Annotated in this window: 17 protein-coding genes; 15 read left to right on the top strand and 2 right to left on the bottom strand. The window is 38.6% G+C overall.

Annotation, left to right across the window (positions count from 1 at the left end; genetic code table 11):
- Positions 1-371: 371 nt before the first annotated feature.
- The 6 genes from CEQ83_RS14750 (at position 372) to CEQ83_RS14725 (ending at position 5,988) form a co-directional block, all read left to right on the top strand.
- Entirely contained in the window at positions 372-974 is a 603-nt protein-coding gene (locus CEQ83_RS14750) for an alpha/beta hydrolase (RefSeq protein ID WP_033579450.1), read from the top strand.
- A 291-nt stretch (positions 975-1,265) separates the two neighbouring features.
- Complete coding sequence (locus CEQ83_RS14745) at positions 1,266-1,976, top strand: polysaccharide deacetylase family protein (protein ID WP_155017369.1); 711 nt, start codon at positions 1,266-1,268, stop codon at positions 1,974-1,976.
- A gap of 15 nt (positions 1,977-1,991) precedes the next feature.
- Complete coding sequence (locus tag CEQ83_RS14740) at positions 1,992-2,585, top strand: DedA family protein (RefSeq protein ID WP_028412811.1); 594 nt, start codon at positions 1,992-1,994, stop codon at positions 2,583-2,585.
- Positions 2,582-3,715 (top strand): MGDG synthase family glycosyltransferase, encoded by a 1,134-nt coding sequence (locus tag CEQ83_RS14735; RefSeq protein ID WP_028412812.1) that lies wholly within the window; start codon positions 2,582-2,584, stop codon positions 3,713-3,715. Before CEQ83_RS14740 ends, CEQ83_RS14735 begins: the two co-directional genes overlap by 4 nt.
- A 92-nt stretch (positions 3,716-3,807) precedes the next feature.
- Entirely contained in the window at positions 3,808-4,557 is a 750-nt protein-coding gene (nfsA, locus tag CEQ83_RS14730; protein WP_028412813.1) for an oxygen-insensitive NADPH nitroreductase, read from the top strand.
- A 429-nt stretch (positions 4,558-4,986) separates the two neighbouring features.
- On the top strand, positions 4,987-5,988 hold the full coding sequence (locus tag CEQ83_RS14725) for a 3D domain-containing protein (protein ID WP_028412814.1): 1,002 nt from the start codon (positions 4,987-4,989) through the stop codon (positions 5,986-5,988).
- Positions 5,989-6,068: 80 nt separating this feature from the next.
- Here the strand turns inward: CEQ83_RS14725 and CEQ83_RS14720 are convergent, their stop codons facing one another.
- Positions 6,069-7,211 (bottom strand): C40 family peptidase, encoded by a 1,143-nt coding sequence (locus CEQ83_RS14720; RefSeq protein WP_028412815.1) that lies wholly within the window; start codon positions 7,209-7,211, stop codon positions 6,069-6,071.
- 194 nt (positions 7,212-7,405) lie between these two features.
- Between CEQ83_RS14720 and CEQ83_RS14715 the strand changes: the two genes are divergently transcribed.
- From CEQ83_RS14715 to CEQ83_RS14680, 8 genes are all read left to right on the top strand, one after another.
- A complete protein-coding gene (locus CEQ83_RS14715) occupies positions 7,406-8,455 on the top strand; it encodes an anthranilate phosphoribosyltransferase (RefSeq protein WP_028412816.1) in 1,050 nt (349 codons plus the stop codon).
- A gap of 152 nt (positions 8,456-8,607) precedes the next feature.
- Positions 8,608-8,910 carry an urease subunit gamma gene (locus CEQ83_RS14710; protein WP_013057659.1) on the top strand — a complete coding sequence of 101 codons (303 nt, stop codon included), beginning with the start codon at positions 8,608-8,610 and terminating at the stop codon, positions 8,908-8,910.
- Positions 8,911-8,924: 14 nt separating this feature from the next.
- Positions 8,925-9,251 (top strand): urease subunit beta, encoded by a 327-nt coding sequence (locus CEQ83_RS14705; protein WP_028412817.1) that lies wholly within the window; start codon positions 8,925-8,927, stop codon positions 9,249-9,251.
- A gap of 1 nt (position 9,252) precedes the next feature.
- Positions 9,253-10,962, top strand: a complete 1,710-nt coding sequence (gene ureC, locus CEQ83_RS14700; protein ID WP_028412818.1) for an urease subunit alpha — start codon at positions 9,253-9,255, stop codon at positions 10,960-10,962.
- 9 nt (positions 10,963-10,971) lie between these two features.
- A complete protein-coding gene (gene ureE, locus CEQ83_RS14695) occupies positions 10,972-11,418 on the top strand; it encodes an urease accessory protein UreE (protein WP_028412819.1) in 447 nt (148 codons plus the stop codon).
- Positions 11,411-12,097, top strand: coding sequence for an urease accessory protein UreF (locus CEQ83_RS14690; RefSeq protein ID WP_028412820.1), 687 nt, complete (start codon positions 11,411-11,413; stop codon positions 12,095-12,097). Before ureE ends, CEQ83_RS14690 begins: the two co-directional genes overlap by 8 nt.
- Before the next feature lie 39 nt (positions 12,098-12,136).
- Complete coding sequence (gene ureG, locus CEQ83_RS14685; RefSeq protein ID WP_028412821.1) at positions 12,137-12,751, top strand: urease accessory protein UreG; 615 nt, start codon at positions 12,137-12,139, stop codon at positions 12,749-12,751.
- A complete protein-coding gene (locus CEQ83_RS14680) occupies positions 12,748-13,557 on the top strand; it encodes an urease accessory protein UreD (protein WP_098113311.1) in 810 nt (269 codons plus the stop codon). Before ureG ends, CEQ83_RS14680 begins: the two co-directional genes overlap by 4 nt.
- A 254-nt stretch (positions 13,558-13,811) precedes the next feature.
- Here the strand turns inward: CEQ83_RS14680 and CEQ83_RS14675 are convergent, their stop codons facing one another.
- A complete protein-coding gene (locus CEQ83_RS14675) occupies positions 13,812-14,450 on the bottom strand; it encodes a HoxN/HupN/NixA family nickel/cobalt transporter (protein WP_098113312.1) in 639 nt (212 codons plus the stop codon).
- A 272-nt stretch (positions 14,451-14,722) separates the two neighbouring features.
- On the opposite strand from CEQ83_RS14675, the gene CEQ83_RS14670 reads away from it, so the two are divergent.
- The gene (locus CEQ83_RS14670; RefSeq protein ID WP_033579442.1) at positions 14,723-15,184 is read left to right on the top strand and encodes a hypothetical protein; all 462 of its coding nucleotides are present in this window, start codon (positions 14,723-14,725) and stop codon (positions 15,182-15,184) included.
- Positions 15,185-15,373: the final 189 nt, after the last annotated feature.

Here is a 15,373-nt window from a genome sequence, read left to right as displayed (position 1 = left end):
GAAATACGATTTAGTACGCTCGGGTATAAATGCTGATATCTGTTGAAAGTAACGAAATAAAGAAAAAATTAACTAATTTATCAGACTAGGGCACTTTTTATACGAAGGAGGACGGGCGAGTTTTAATTATTATCCACCTTTTGACGGGAGCACTTAGATAAAAGTGGAATATTTCTTTACCCGCTGTAAGTCAAACGAATTAAATACCTAGCTGCATATGAGCAATGGCCATATGAAGTTATTCAGTATTATGTGATACTGCCAGCAAAACATACAGGTATTTCTTTGACAGTAGTTCCTTTACAAATGCTTCGAAAGTTCTTATAATAAAATTATCTTTAATTCGAGATATTTAAAAGGAGTGGATATACGTGAAACATATTTTTAAAAAAGGAACGGACGAGACGAAACCGACTTTATTGCTGTTGCATGGTACAGGAGGTACAGAACAAGATCTGCTCCCTGTTGCAGATATGATTGATTCCTCTTGCTCCGTATTATCTGTAAGAGGAAATGTACTAGAAAACGGAATGCCCCGTTTCTTTAGACGTTTACAAGAAGGAATATTTGATATAGAAGATTTAATTGAACGTACAAAAGAACTTCATCAATTTTTAGATGAAGCGGCTGAAACATATTCATTCGACCGACACAACATCGTAGCTGTAGGCTACTCAAATGGTGCCAATATTGCAGGAAGTTTGCTGTTTCATTATGAGAATTCTTTAAAAGGGGCGGCTCTTCTTCATCCGATGGTTCCAAGAAGAGGAATTGAAGTGCCTAAGACCGACGCCTCTATCTTTATCGGCGCAGGTACAAACGATCCTATTTGCCCAGCATCAGAAACGGAAGAACTTTCTGCTCTTTTAGAAAAAGCCGGAGCGGACGTACAGGTCCATTGGGAATCATTTGGACATCAGTTAACACGAACAGAAATTGAAGCAGCTGAAAAATGGTATCGGTCAAAATTTTAATTTCAAAACTTTCCGCACTCGTGCGGGAAGTTTTTTTATTTTCAAAAAACAAGGACAGTTATCATACAAAAGATAGATATAAATGGTAAAAAGTACTTTTTTTTACTGAATGAAGGGAAATTTTATGATATCATTTTATTTCCGGTATATCCTTGCAGAACAGCTATTTTTAGGTAAAGTATCAAATTATTTTAAAATTCCTGGCTTCTATCACAAAAAAATGAAACCAAAGTCTGAGTAAACCGTTATAATAAATGCAGGATTTAAATTCAAAAGGATGGTTAAAAGCATATGACTCGTTTTTTTATTGTTTTACTTTTCGTTCTAATGGTTATATGTGTATATACCATTACTTCGCAAACCCTTTACCGTCGCTATCATTCATCAGTCATAATAAAAGGGGCAAAAAAGCATAAAATAGCTATAACATTTGACGATGGGCCTCATCCTGTTTATACGCCAAAAATTTTGGACTTGTTCAAACTGCATGAAATGAAAGCTACTTTTTTTATTGTGGGAGAACTAGGGGAAAAACACCCGTCTATTTTAAACAGGATGATTGATGAAGGACATGAAGTAGCTATACATCATCATCGTCACGTGAGTGCATGGACGCAAACACCTTGGCAATTAAAAAGACAAATTCATCAATGTGCACAGGTTATAGAGAAAGTAACAAATCAAAAGCCGCTTTTTTATCGTCCGCCGTGGGGACATTTAAATATGAGCAGTTTATTAATGGCCAAGCCATATCACCTCGTGATCTGGACAGGAATCTTTCAGGATTGGACACTAAAAACAACGAAAACGGCATTAGTTCAAAAACTAATGAGTAAAGTAGAAGATGGAGCCATTTTTGTTTTACACGATAATGGAGATACCCCGGGAGCAGATGAAAAAGCACCTGAAATGACGATTGCGGCGTTAGAAGAATTTTTACCTTACTTAAAACAGCAAGGGTATGAAAGTATAACCATGCAGCAATTGATGAATCAATCGTAAATAGAGGAGCGAGCAGTGGACTTAACAATTATTTCTCAGTATATACATTCCTATGGTTATATTGTTATTTTACTTGTACTTTTTTGTGGGATCGTTGGAATTCCAGCGCCTGAAGAATCATTTTTAATATTATTAGGCATGTTTATTGCCAAACATCAGCTGAACTTATACGAATCATCTCTTTTTGCTTTTTTAGGTGTTATAACTGGAATGCTTACTGCTTACGGGCTAGGAAGGTATGCGGGAACCCCATTTTTTGATAAATACGGAAAATACGTAGGGTTAACCAAAGAGAAAATTGAAGCGGCAAGCGGCAGCTACCATAAATATGGGATATGGACCATTTTATTTGGTTTATATATTCCAGGCTTACGTCAAATTAGCCCATATATGGCAGGAATAAGTCGCTATCCGTTTTTGCTTTATTTGCTGTTATCGGTGGTAGGCAGTCTAGTATGGGTCCTTTCTTTTCTCGTTCTAGGTTACTATGTAGGAGACCGGATTCATATTTCGTATATCATTATGGGAGCTGTAGCTTTTTTTGTTATTTATTTACTTATAAAAAGAAAAAGAAACCGAAAACGTCTTGAGAGGAGGGATGGTCAATGAGGAAGGTTCTGTTCTTGCCGCTTTTTCAGATGCCATCTGGTCATCACCAAGTAGCAGACGCCGTTATGGATGCCATCATGGAACGTTTTTCCCACGTTATTTGTCAAAAAATTGATTGTTTAAGCTATTGGAGCAAACCGCTTGAACAAATGATTTCATCGATATACATGAAATGGATTTCTGTTTTTCCAAAGCAGTTTGAAAAATTTTATTACGGGCATGTATACAAAAAAAACGACCATACGATGGATGATTTTGTCGTGAAAAAGTGGCCGATTATCGAATATCATATGAAGAAATTAATTGATGCAGAGCAGCCCGACGTCATTGTTTGCACACACAGCTTTCCTTCCTGTGTATTAAGCGGCTTAAAAGAAAAAGGAATCATTGATCTTCCTATTATAAACGTATACACCGACTTCTTAGTAAGCGACGTATGGGGTAAAAATGGAATCGAGCTTCACTGCGTGCCTGATCAGGATACGAAAGCATTTCTACAAAACGTTCACGGTGTAAAAGAGTCTTCTATTTATGTAACGGGCATTCCCGTTCATAAAGCGTTTTTAAAAAGACGGATTGACCATCTCATGCCACAGAAGCATATCCTGATTGCCGGCGGAAATTCGGGCCTTGGGAATGTACGCAAAATGCTTCAGCAGCTTCCGCAAAACTGTACGTATATGTATTATGTGCTGTGTGGAAAAAATAAAAAGTTGTATCAAGAACTAGTGAAACTAAACCACCCGAAAGTTAAAGCGGTCCCGTATGTAAAATCAAGAGAGAAAATGAATGATTTATATGAAGGAGCAGATGCCATTGTCACAAAAGCAGGAGGCGTTACAATTAGCGAAGCCCTTCATAAGAGACTACCTATTTTTATTCATTCATCTCTTCCCGGTCAAGAACAAATTAACATTGAATATCTAAAAGAAAAAGAGCTGCTGATACCGCTTAATGATGCTGAAGCCTTTGAACAGCAGCTTAAGAACATTTTAGAAAATGATGTGAAACGAAACCGGTTGATAAAACGAATGGACGAATATGTAGACAGCTTAGAAGTAAAAGTAGATCGCGTGCTTGCAGATCACTTTAAGCTGTATCGATATGAGACAAGTCAAAATCAATTTTAAGCAGAACATTGGTTATTTCTTTTTACATTCGATAAACTAACTGTAGATATAACATCTGTAGAAGGTTAAATGAAGTAAAAGGAGATTACAATATGAACTCAGTTATTGAAACGATTTTAAATCATCGTTCTATTCGCAAATATGAAGACAAACCATTGTCGGAAGAGCAAATTCAGACGATTGTAGAAAGCGCACAGGCAGCTTCCACATCAAGCTATATTCAAGCGTACTCCATTATTGGAGTAAAAGATAAAGAAACGAAGCGAAAGCTTGCCCAATTAGCAGGAAATCAGCCTTACGTAGAAACAAATGGACACTTCTTTGTATTTTGCGCTGACTTTCATCGTCATGATGTCATTGCAGAAATGGAGAAAAAAGATTTATCGACAGCGCTCGAAAGCACAGAGCAGTTCATGGTAGCTATTATTGACGTTGCCCTTGCTGCGCAAAATGCAACGCTTGCTGCTGAATCAATGGGACTTGGAGCTTGTTATATTGGCGGTTTGCGTAACGAATTAGAAGAAGTAAGCAAATTGTTAAAACTGCCTCATCATGTAATCCCGTTATTTGGTCTAACGGTTGGACATCCAGCGGGTATGACGGATAAAAAGCCGCGCTTACCATTTAAACATGTGTATCATGAAGAAACATATGAGCCAAACCATGAGCAGACGAAAAAAGAATTAACGACGTATAACGAAGAAATTTCTGCTTATTACAACGAACGAACAAATGGCAAACGTCAAGACACATGGACTGGTCAAATGGCTGAAATGCTTTCCAATCCTAAGCGTATGTACATGAAAGAATTTGTTGAAAAGCAAGGATTTAATAAGAAATAAAAAGGCTGGGACAAAAGTAGTTTAGCCGAATTGAAAAGCGAACCGCTCATCAGAATCTTTGATGAGCGGTTCGCTTTTTTTGTTATGGTGAACATAGGTTTCATTTATGTAGTTCCTTCTAGCAGTTGACTGGATTCATTTCCAACCTCTTTTTTGTTACGAAAAAAACTTAATATACCCGTTAAATGGTCAATAAAAAAGAAGAGGCATAGCCAGCAATGATAGAGAAATTTAACTATTTTGGTTAAAACAACAATAAAAAGCAGTAAAAAGTAGAAACGTTTCATCATATAGCCAAATTATCAGAAATATTACGTTTAAACGTTCCTTTTTGTTAAGTTTTGTAATAAAAGTAGCATGGCTCTGTAACGGCTGTGAAATGTGAGGATGATATCATTCAATCATTGAGTAAATAAGGAGGTATTCGTAATGAAAAAATTTATATTTACTCTAGGAACAACAGCAATCCTTTCAGCGGGATTTGTAGGTGCAGCTTCTGCTTCTACAAGCGGAACGTATCACGTAGAAAAAGGTGATACGTTATGGAAAGTCGCTCAAAAGCACAGCGTGAGCGTAGACGAGCTAAAAGATGCAAATAACTTAACATCTAATATTATTTATCCAAATCAAGAATTAAACGTAGCTACTATAAAAGAAATGACGCACAAAGTTCAGCAAGGAAATACATTATGGTCCATCAGTCAGCAATACGGCGTGACGGTAGATCAAATTAAAGAATGGAACGGACTGAAGTCAGATTTAATTTATCCTGGCGAACAACTAAAAATTCAGTCTCCAAACGGCCAAGCTCAGCAATCAAGCCCTTCAGTAGCCCAAGCTGCTCCAGAAACTCAGCAAGCTCAAGCGCCGGCTGAACAAACTCAAGAAGAACAGCAGCAAGCTCAAGCTGAACAAGCTCAAAAAGAGCAGCAGCAAGCTCAAGCTGAACAAGCTCAAAAAGAACAGCAGCAAGCTCAAGCTGAACAAGCTCAAAAAGAGCAGCAGCAAGCTCAGGCTGAACAAGCTCAAAAAGAGCAGCAGCAAGCTCAAGCTGAACAAGCTCAAAAAGAGCAGCAGCAAGCTCAAGCTGAACAAGCTCAAAAACAACAACAACCTGCTGAATCGTCACAACAAGCCAGCGGCAAATCAATGACAGTTGAAGCAACTGCCTATACGGCTAATTGTGCTGGATGTAGCGGTACAACTGCTACAGGAGTGGATTTAAAAGCAAATCCAAACCAAAAAGTAATCGCTGTTGATCCTAGTGTTATTCCGTTAGGTTCGAAAGTTTATGTAGAAGGCTATGGTGAAGCTGTAGCTGCCGATACAGGTGGAGCAATTAAAGGCAATCGAATCGATGTATTCGTTCCTTCTGAAGGTGATGCTCAACAGTTCGGAAGAAAATCTGTTAAAATCACGGTTATGAACTAAGAAGTTCTTTATAAAATTGCTAGTCTAGTATAGAAATACATAGCTAGTAAAACAAAAGAGGTGCCTTATGGCACCTCTTTTTACTTTATAATACGCTTTGCGCCCGCATAGCTGTTTTTCCAGTACGCTGTTGAAAGTGATTGCGTTTTAACGCCTTTGCTGCTGACATAAATGAATTCTTGTTTGTCTAGGTAAATTCCTACGACTGAAACGGATTTGCCGTTTTTAAAGAAAACTAAATCTCCAGCCTGCAGACTGTTTTGCTTTACGTCCGTTCCGCTTTTATACTGATCTGCTACTGTACGGGGGATAGAAATAGTTGAACCCGCGTTTTTATATACATACTGTGTGTACCCTGATACATCAAAACCTTTTGGTGTCGTTCCTCCATATTTATATGGCTTTCCAATTAGCGTTTTGGCATACGATACGATTTGCTGCTGTTTTGCACTAACAGAAGTTTGGGGTGCTGGAGCCGGCGCAGGTGCGCTTGTACTTTTCACTTTCAGCACTTGTCCAACTTTTAGCGCATCTGTTTTTAAATTGTTTAATTTTTTTAATTCAGCTACCGTCATGCCGTACTTTTTAGCGACTGCTGTCAGCGTGTCTCCCTTTTTCACCGTGTAGGTGCCATTGTTATCAGCCGGTGTAGATGGAGCTGTTGGTGAAGGTTGAATATCTTCATCAAGCAAATAACTCATATTTGCGCTAAACGTTACTTTTCGCTTCGTTTTATAGCTCTTCGCTTTTTGCTGAAATTGCGTATTGTATGCGTTGATTTCTTTTTCAAAATTTGCAGAGATCTTATTAAATTCCGCGTCACTTACATCTCCATACGCATAGTCTTCAAGATCTACAATGTAATTGTAAAGAGCAATTAAGCTGTCATATAAATACCCTTGAAGCTGATCAGCTTCTGAATTAAGATGATTCATCGCGTAATTTTTATCAGTCTTTGTTAGAAACTGGTCAATTTGATCCGCAAGCTGATCATATGCCGCTAACGCTTTTTCGTCATCTTTTATTCCTTCAATTTCTTTTAGCTTTTTTTCTACGGTTTTATAAAATGGTGCGTAATAATCTGCTAGCGAATTAACGTCTTTTTGATAAACGCTCACAGAAGAAGCAGCATAAGCAGAGTGGCTAAAAACAGGCGTTGTCACCGATGCTCCTACTAAAACGGATGCTGCTATAAATGGTACAAGTAGTTTCTCTTTTTTCATTTGTAAAGTCCCCCAAATATCCAAATAATAGTATAGCAGATAGATTATACTATATTAGGTTATAAAAGAACTAGTACTTTTCCTTTAATTTCATATTTTTTAGCAGTTTGCGTACCTGATAGAAGATAATCTAAGGAGCAAAGGAAATATGTGATACAATGTACAAATATTCAGTTAAAAAGGAAGTGTACGATATGCAACAATTTATCAAAGAAATAGCGCGCGGAAAAAGAGGATCAACTGACTTAACGTATGAACAAGCAAAAGAAGCAGCTCGCTTAATCGCTTCTGGACAAGCTACGGATGCTCAGGTCGCTGCTTTTTTTATTGCGGAACGTATTAAAACCGAAAATGCAGATGAACTATTGGGATTCGTTCATGCTTTTCGTGAAAAAACAAAAGAGATACCGCTGTCTCAGCCGTTAAAAGATAAATCAATTGATTTTGCAAGCCCTTATGCAGGGAGAAATTCATTTTTTGCGACCATTCCTGTATCGATTTTATTAGCTGAAAGAGGTGTGCCAGCTTTTTTACACTGTACAGAAGCGCTTCCTCCAAAGTTTGGAACAACGATTGAAGATGTACTTCATTCATTACAGATCCCTCAAGCTCAAACGATTGAAGACATCGGTCATACGTTAGAAACATTAAAAATTGGCTTTGTAAATGCTGAAACAATCTCTTATCCTCTTAGTCGCATCAAACAAATTCGTCATGAAATTGGCGTAAGAACACTAATTAATACGGTTGAAAAACTATTAAATTTATCAAATGCTTCTTCTTTAATGATGGGCGCTTTTCACCGCACGGCCATTAACAAAATTGTGCCCATTTTTGCTTCGCTCCCGTTTAAACATGTATACGTGGTGCAAGGTATAGAAGGATCTGAAGATGTACCTGTACATAGAAGCAGCTTTGTTTTTACTATCTCAGAAGGAGAGATGGAGTCGTTTATTGTCAATCCAAAAGAATACGGACTGTTTGTGGAAGAAGAACACTTTGAAAAGAAAATAAGTGTTGAAAAACAAGCGGCATATGTGACGCGCATTTTGGAGGGTGAATCTTCTTCCGAACTGACTTATGTCTATAATCAAGTAGTATTAAACGCCGGCTTGCGCTATTATTTATTTGGCTATGAAACTTCTATTGAAGAAGGAGTAGACTATGCAAAACGTCAGCTAGCTGAAGGTCTAGGTTGGAAACACCTGCAGAAATGGAAAACACAAGTGATTTCAGAAGAGTAAAAGGTGAGCAAATATGCTCATCTTTTTTTATCGAAAGATATAAATCCTTTGTTTTTTATCAGAAAATTTAATATAATTAGTTGTGTATTTGTGTTAGAAAATATCACATTTGATGTTAACAAGAAAATAGATTAGCAGAAAGGAAGCTTTCATTGAAACTTACGTCGAGAGAACAAGAAAAATTAATGATTGTCGTAGCTGCAGACTTAGCAAGACGCCGTCAGACAAGAGGATTAAAACTTAACTATCCCGAGGCAGTAGCGATCATTACATATGAAATTATGGAAGGAGCTCGCGATGGCAAGACGGTAGCACAGCTAATGCGAGAAGGTACCAAGATTTTAAAACGAGAAGATGTAATGGAAGGTATTCCTGAAATGATTCATGATATTCAAGTAGAAGCTACCTTTCCAGACGGAACCAAGCTCGTCACTGTTCACGATCCAATTCGTTAAGAGGAGGGAAAAATATGATTCCAGGGGAATACGTCTTAAAAAAAGAACCCATCACATGTAATAACAGAAAGCAATCGATTAGCGTGACTGTAATCAATAGAGGCGACCGCCCCGTTCAAGTAGGTTCACATTTTCATTTTTTTGAAGTGAATGCCGCGCTCGAATTCCCCCGCGAAGCTGCGCTTGGCTATCATTTAAATATTCCAGCCGGTACAGCCGTTCGCTTTGAGCCAGGTGATGCAAAAGAAGTAGAGCTGGTTGCTTTTTCCGGAACAAGAGAAATTTACGGTCTGAACAATAAAACAAACAGATCGCTTTCTGATAGAAAGGAAGATGCATAAGATGAGTTTTCAAATGTCGCGACGTCAGTATGCAGATATGTTTGGACCAACCGTTGGAGATGCTGTTCGTTTAGCAGACACAGAGCTATTTATTGAAATTGAAAAAGATTTCACAACCTACGGAGATGAAGTAAAGTTTGGCGGAGGAAAAGTGATTCGTGACGGAATGGGGCAGCATCCTCTTGCAACGCGAAGTGAAGCAGCGGACTTAGTGTTGACAAATGCCATTATCGTTGATTATACAGGCATATATAAAGCAGATATTGGAATAAAAGATGGACTCATTCAAACTATTGGAAAAGCGGGTAATCCGCTGTTGATGGATGAAGTAGACATCATCATTGGTGCGAGTACGGAAGTAATTGCAGCTGAAGGGAAAATTGTAACCGCGGGCGGTATTGATGCGCATATTCATTTCATTTGTCCGCAGCAAATTGAAACCGCCCTTGCCTCTGGCGTGACAACGATGATTGGAGGAGGAACAGGACCTGCTACAGGAACAAAGGCTACCACTTGTACACCCGGAGCGTGGCATATCGAACGAATGCTTGAAGCCGCTGAAGCATTTCCGATGAATATTGGCTTTTTAGGAAAAGGAAATGCAAGTGCGAAAGAGCCTTTAATTGAACAAATTAAAGCAGGAGCAATTGGACTAAAGCTTCACGAAGACTGGGGAACCACGGCATCTGCCATCGACACAAGCCTGCAAGTAGCAGACGAGTACGATGTTCAAATTGCGATTCATACAGATACTTTAAATGAAGGCGGCTTTGTTGAAGATACGATTGCAGCAATTGGTGATCGAGTCATTCATACCTACCATACTGAAGGAGCTGGAGGCGGGCATGCACCTGATATTATGGAAATGGCAAGCTTTCCAAACGTGCTTCCATCATCAACTAATCCAACAAGACCCTATACGGTCAACACGCTTGAAGAGCATTTAGATATGCTCATGGTATGTCATCATCTTGATCCTGCTGTACCAGAAGACATCGCTTTTGCTGATTCCCGCATTCGCAAAGAAACGATTGCAGCTGAAGATATTTTACACGATTTAGGTGTATTCAGTATGATTTCTTCAGATTCTCAAGCAATGGGACGTGTAGGAGAAGTGATTACACGAACGTGGCAAACAGCTGATAAGATGAAAAAGCAGCGAGGAAAAATTGATGGTGACAGCGAAGTCGGCGATAACGCACGTGTCAAACGCTATGTAGCTAAATATACGATTAATCCAGCTATCGCTCATGGAATTTCCGAATACGTAGGATCGGTAGAAACAGGGAAAATAGCTGACTTAGTCCTATGGGAGCCAGCGTTTTTTGGAATAAAGCCTGACTTGATTGTAAAAGGCGGTTTAATTGCTCACAGCTTAATGGGAGACCCTAACGCTTCAATTCCAACCCCACAGCCGGTCTTATATCGTCCGATGTTTGCTTCTTATGGAAAAGCAAGAGCTAAAACCTCCGTTACGTTTGTGTCAAAAGCAGCGTATGAGAACAAAGTGGGCGAAAAACTAGGGTTACAAAAGCTGCTTAAACCAGTAAAAGATATTCGTCAGTTAAAAAAAACAGATATGAAGTTAAATGGAGAAATGCCTAAGATTGAAGTTGATCCCCAAACGTACGAAGTAAAAATAGATGGACAAATGATTACATGTGAAGCGGCAGAAGTTGTGCCTATGGCGCAGCGATACTTTTTATTTTGAGGTGAAAAAATGGTAATCGAAAAAATTATCGGAAATATAGCAACATTAGAAAAACGAGCTCCACATATAGAAAAGGTATATATCGAAAGTGATCACTTAGTAAAACGCGTTCAGCGCGTTGTAACAGATCACGGTAAGGAACTCGGAATTCGTCTGAAAGAAAACCGCGAGTTAGTTGATGGCGATGTACTATTTATGGATGAAAGCAATATGATTGTTGTGCAAGTTCTGGCAGACGATATTTTGACCATTCAGCCGATTGATATTCAGCAGATGGGAGAAATTGCTCATCAGCTTGGGAACCGCCATTTGCCGGCGCAGTTTGAAGGTGGAGACATGCTTGTACAGTACGATTATTTAGTCGAAGAATTGCTTCAGCAGCTCAACATTCCCTATAAGCGCGAAAAAAGAAAAGTAAAACAAGCTTTTAAGCATATCGGACATAGTCATGACTAATTCATTGCTTTCGCTGATTCAACTATGTGATTCAAATTTCCCATCGGGTGCATTTTCGCATTCGTTTGGTTTTGAAACGTATATTCAGCGAAATCAAATTTACGACACAGAAACCTTTCAAGAAGCGCTTCGTACATACCTTGATGTTCAGCTGACGTATACGGACGGCTTAGCATGCAGGCTGGCTTATGAGTATGCTGTTCGTGACCAGTTTAACGAAATTATGAGAATTGATCATGAACTATACGCTCTTGCTTTGTCAAAAGAAACAAGAGAAGGGACAAGACGGGTGGGCCAGCGCATGTTAAAGCTTTGCTTAGAGTTATTTCAAGGCTCTTATTTAGAAAAGTATATGAGTGAAGTAAAAGCAAAGAAGGCGTACGGACATCCTGCTGTTGTATTTGCATTAGCCAGCCTGCAGTTAAACATTACAAAAGAAGAGGCAATTTTAAGTCATTTGTACGCTAGCATCTCTTCATTAATTCAAAATGCTGTTCGCGGCATACCAATCGGCCAAACCGATGGGCAAAAAACGCTCGTTCTTTTTCAGCCGCTGCTGCAGCAAGCGCTTCAGCATATTTTGCAAGCAGATCAAGAGGAATTTGGTGCCGTGACACCAGGGTTAGAAATTGCTCAAATGCAGCATGAACAACTGCATGTTCGATTGTTCATGTCATAAAAAAGGAGGGAAGGCCTTCGAATGATGAAGGCATAAAAAATGGATGCAATTAAAATTGGAATTGGTGGACCTGTTGGTGCAGGAAAAACAATGTTAGTAGAACGATTAACGCGTGCGCTAGAAGGGCAGCTCAGTATGGCAGTCATTACAAACGATATTTATACAAAAGAAGATGCACAGTTTCTAGTAAAAAACAGTATTTTGCCAGAAAATCGTATCGTAGGAGTAGAAACAGGAGGATGTCCTCATACAGCTATTCGAGAAGATGCATCCATGAACTTTGCTGCAATTGATGAGTTAGTGGAACGTCACCCCGATGTTGAACTTATTTTTGTAGAAAGCGGAGGAGATAATTTAGCCGCAACGTTTAGCCCAGAGCTCGTTGATTTTTCAATTTATATCATCGATGTAGCACAAGGAGAAAAAATCCCGCGTAAAGGCGGTCAAGGAATGATTAAATCTGATTTATTCATTATCAACAAAACAGATTTAGCCCCATATGTAGGAGCGAGTTTAGAAGTAATGGAAAAAGATACAATCCAAGCGAGAGGGCACAAGCCTTTTGTTTTCACCAATTTAAAAGAAGATAAAGGGCTCAATCAAGTGATAGAATGGATCAAAAAAGAGGCCTTTTTAATCGGCCTTGAATCATGAGCTACACGGGTTATTTAGAGCTTCGTGCAGAAAGAAACAGTGAGCGAACGGTTATTAAAGATACTTATCATTACGGGGCTTTCAAAGTTGCCAGACCTATTTACATGACTCCTGAATCACCTTTTGTTTATATGCTTCACGTAGGCGGGGGATACGTGAGTGGAGACAAATACAAAACGATGATAACGGTCGAGAAAAATGCTCAGCTGACTGCTACTACTCAATCTGCGACAAAGGTGTACAAAACACCGAACGCAGCTGTTTTACAAGAAACGTGCATAACCCTTGAAGAACAATCCATCATGGAATATATACCAGACCCGCTTATTTTGTATGAAAATGCTGCATTTGTCCAAGAAATAACGGTTCATATGGCAGAAAACGCTGCTTTGTTTATGTGTGACAGCATCACCCCGGGGTGGTCGCCGGATGGGCAGCTGTTTCAATATACCTCTATGCGTTCCAAGCTGAAACTGTATGTAAAAAAGCAGCTGAAGGTATACGATCACTTATACTTGAAGCCAGAAAACCATCTGCGCGGCATGATGAAAATGGAAGGGTATACTCATTTTGGATCGATTATTATTGTTCATCCAAACGCCGACGACGCATTTATAGCGAAAGTACATCAGCTGTGCGAAGAGGCAGGCTGTAAAGCAGGAGCTTCCGCACTTCCGATTTCCGGATGTGCTATTCGAATACTAGCTGCTAGTACACAAGAAGTGGAAGAGATAATCGTCAAAGTATACGGATTGTTCCGGCAGGAGTTATTAAAAGCTGAAGTATCACTTTTGCGTAAGTATTAAAGTGCCTGTACAAAAGTATAGTAGTTAAAGAAAAATCCGAACGAGCTGAACTCTTGATAGAGAATCAAATTCGTTCGGATTTTTTATTGGTAGGGTGAACGTAGGTTTCCTGTATGTAGTTCGTTCTAGCCGTTGATTAGAGGACAAAGCGAAGTCTTGCACAGAAATCAACAGCTGTGGAACAAGCAGTCCAGATCATTTATCCTACTTATTCGTCTTTAGATTGAATTATTTTCATTATGTTTTATGCTCTGTTAGAACCACAGACTAAATAATCCGTCGCTTACACCTAAATTATACATATAATAGAGGCCAAATATAATGCTGACAGCACCTGTTACCTGCATCAACCAGCGGTTTAACGTCACTTGCTTTTTAGTTGTAACGAATGGAATTCCAATAACCGTCGTAAATAACAGCATGCCAAGACAAGTGCCGATTCCAAAAATGATAATGTACAGCGCACCTTGCCATACGTGAGTAACGGTGCTCATCGTTACTACAACCATCGCTGCGCTTCCGGCCAGTCCATGAACAAAGCCAATGCCTAATGACTTTAAGTAAGACGTTTTTTCGTGATGCGTATGCACTTGTTTTTTGTAAGACAGAAACGATGTAAAACCGAGATAAACGAGCATAATGCCCACTAAAAATTCAAGTGACATGCTCATACGTTCAGAAATACTGCTTTTTAACACTATTAAAATCATGCCAAAAATAAACAGCGTAAGCGTATGACCAATCCCCCAGTATACTCCTGCAAGCGAAGAGCGCCACAGCTTTTTACTTTTTGAAGCAATGGTTGATACAGCGATAATGTGATCTGGTTCTAGAGCATGCTTGATTCCTAAAAAAAATCCTAGTATTAAAATTGAAAAAAAACTTGTTTCCATGTCAGCTTTCTCATCCTTTCGTACGTATAAAACTAGTATATCGCACGCTTTTGTTTTAATAAACAGAAAATTCTAAACGAAAATGTCTGGTTGAATAGCTAAAACATTTATCAATTTACAATAAGTTACAAATATTAAAGGAGATGTAGTATAAAAATTTTACATTTACAAAAACTATAAGTAAATTATTGTGAGGTTGATAACTATGGACAAAATTTCTACTGATATCATGCTGTGGAGTTCTTTTATACGCCAAAATGTTGGGATAGAACGTGACTAGACTAGAAGCTCTTTTATGGAGCATTGCGTTGCCAGGCTTTGGACAATTACTAAACAAAAAACATATAAAAGGAATTTTGTTTATTGTACTTGAATTTCTCATTAATATGGGCGCAAATTTTAATGAAGGCATTCGCTTAAGCTTTTTGGGGGAAACAAAGCAATCCCTCGAGGTAATGAACATGCAGTGGTTAATGTTTTATCCATGTTTATATTTTTTTGCAATTTGGGATGCTGTTAAAGAAGCAGAAAACGGCGCATCGAGATTTACATTTATTCCTTTTGTCTCCTGTGCTTATTTTGTTACAGTAGGCATTATGTATTCCTCAGTGACAACCATCAACGGTGTTTTTATAGGCCCAATTTGGCTCCCTATGCTGTCTGTTGTACCGGGACTGGTTATTGGACTCATTGCCAAAAAGCTATTAGAAGTGTATATACATAAGAAAAAATAAACGTCATTTCAATCTATACATCCGTAGATTTTAATGGACGTTTATTTTATTTTTGTTTATAAATAAGTAATAAAGTCTCTTATTTAGGGAACGTACTAACAGTGGCTATTTTCACATAATCTTAAGAGAGTGTGTTCTACTCATAGAAAAGAGCACATTGAAAATGGAGAGAATGTGTACAAGCTTATA

It is taken from the genome of Priestia megaterium, from assembly GCF_009497655.1.
Classification (GTDB): domain Bacteria; phylum Bacillota; class Bacilli; order Bacillales; family Bacillaceae_H; genus Priestia; species Priestia zanthoxyli.
The sequence above is the reverse complement of the archived record's forward strand: the minus strand, read 5'-3'. Positions and strand labels throughout refer to the sequence as shown.

What these genes read in the sequence shown, in the direction of transcription:
- CEQ83_RS14745 (WP_155017369.1), top strand. Translation starts at nt 1,266, where the DNA reads ATGACTCGTTTTTTTATTGTTTTACTTTTCGTTCTAATGGTTATATGT.
- CEQ83_RS14735 (WP_028412812.1), top strand. Translation starts at nt 2,582, where the DNA reads ATGAGGAAGGTTCTGTTCTTGCCGCTTTTTCAGATGCCATCTGGTCAT.
- nfsA (WP_028412813.1), top strand. Translation starts at nt 3,808, where the DNA reads ATGAACTCAGTTATTGAAACGATTTTAAATCATCGTTCTATTCGCAAA.
- CEQ83_RS14725 (WP_028412814.1), top strand. Translation starts at nt 4,987, where the DNA reads ATGAAAAAATTTATATTTACTCTAGGAACAACAGCAATCCTTTCAGCG.
- CEQ83_RS14720 (WP_028412815.1), bottom strand. Translation starts at nt 7,211, where the DNA reads ATGAAAAAAGAGAAACTACTTGTACCATTTATAGCAGCATCCGTTTTA.
- CEQ83_RS14715 (WP_028412816.1), top strand. Translation starts at nt 7,406, where the DNA reads ATGCAACAATTTATCAAAGAAATAGCGCGCGGAAAAAGAGGATCAACT.
- CEQ83_RS14705 (WP_028412817.1), top strand. Translation starts at nt 8,925, where the DNA reads ATGATTCCAGGGGAATACGTCTTAAAAAAAGAACCCATCACATGTAAT.
- ureC (WP_028412818.1), top strand. Translation starts at nt 9,253, where the DNA reads ATGAGTTTTCAAATGTCGCGACGTCAGTATGCAGATATGTTTGGACCA.
- ureE (WP_028412819.1), top strand. Translation starts at nt 10,972, where the DNA reads ATGGTAATCGAAAAAATTATCGGAAATATAGCAACATTAGAAAAACGA.
- CEQ83_RS14690 (WP_028412820.1), top strand. Translation starts at nt 11,411, where the DNA reads ATGACTAATTCATTGCTTTCGCTGATTCAACTATGTGATTCAAATTTC.
- ureG (WP_028412821.1), top strand. Translation starts at nt 12,137, where the DNA reads ATGGATGCAATTAAAATTGGAATTGGTGGACCTGTTGGTGCAGGAAAA.
- CEQ83_RS14680 (WP_098113311.1), top strand. Translation starts at nt 12,748, where the DNA reads ATGAGCTACACGGGTTATTTAGAGCTTCGTGCAGAAAGAAACAGTGAG.
- CEQ83_RS14675 (WP_098113312.1), bottom strand. Translation starts at nt 14,450, where the DNA reads ATGGAAACAAGTTTTTTTTCAATTTTAATACTAGGATTTTTTTTAGGA.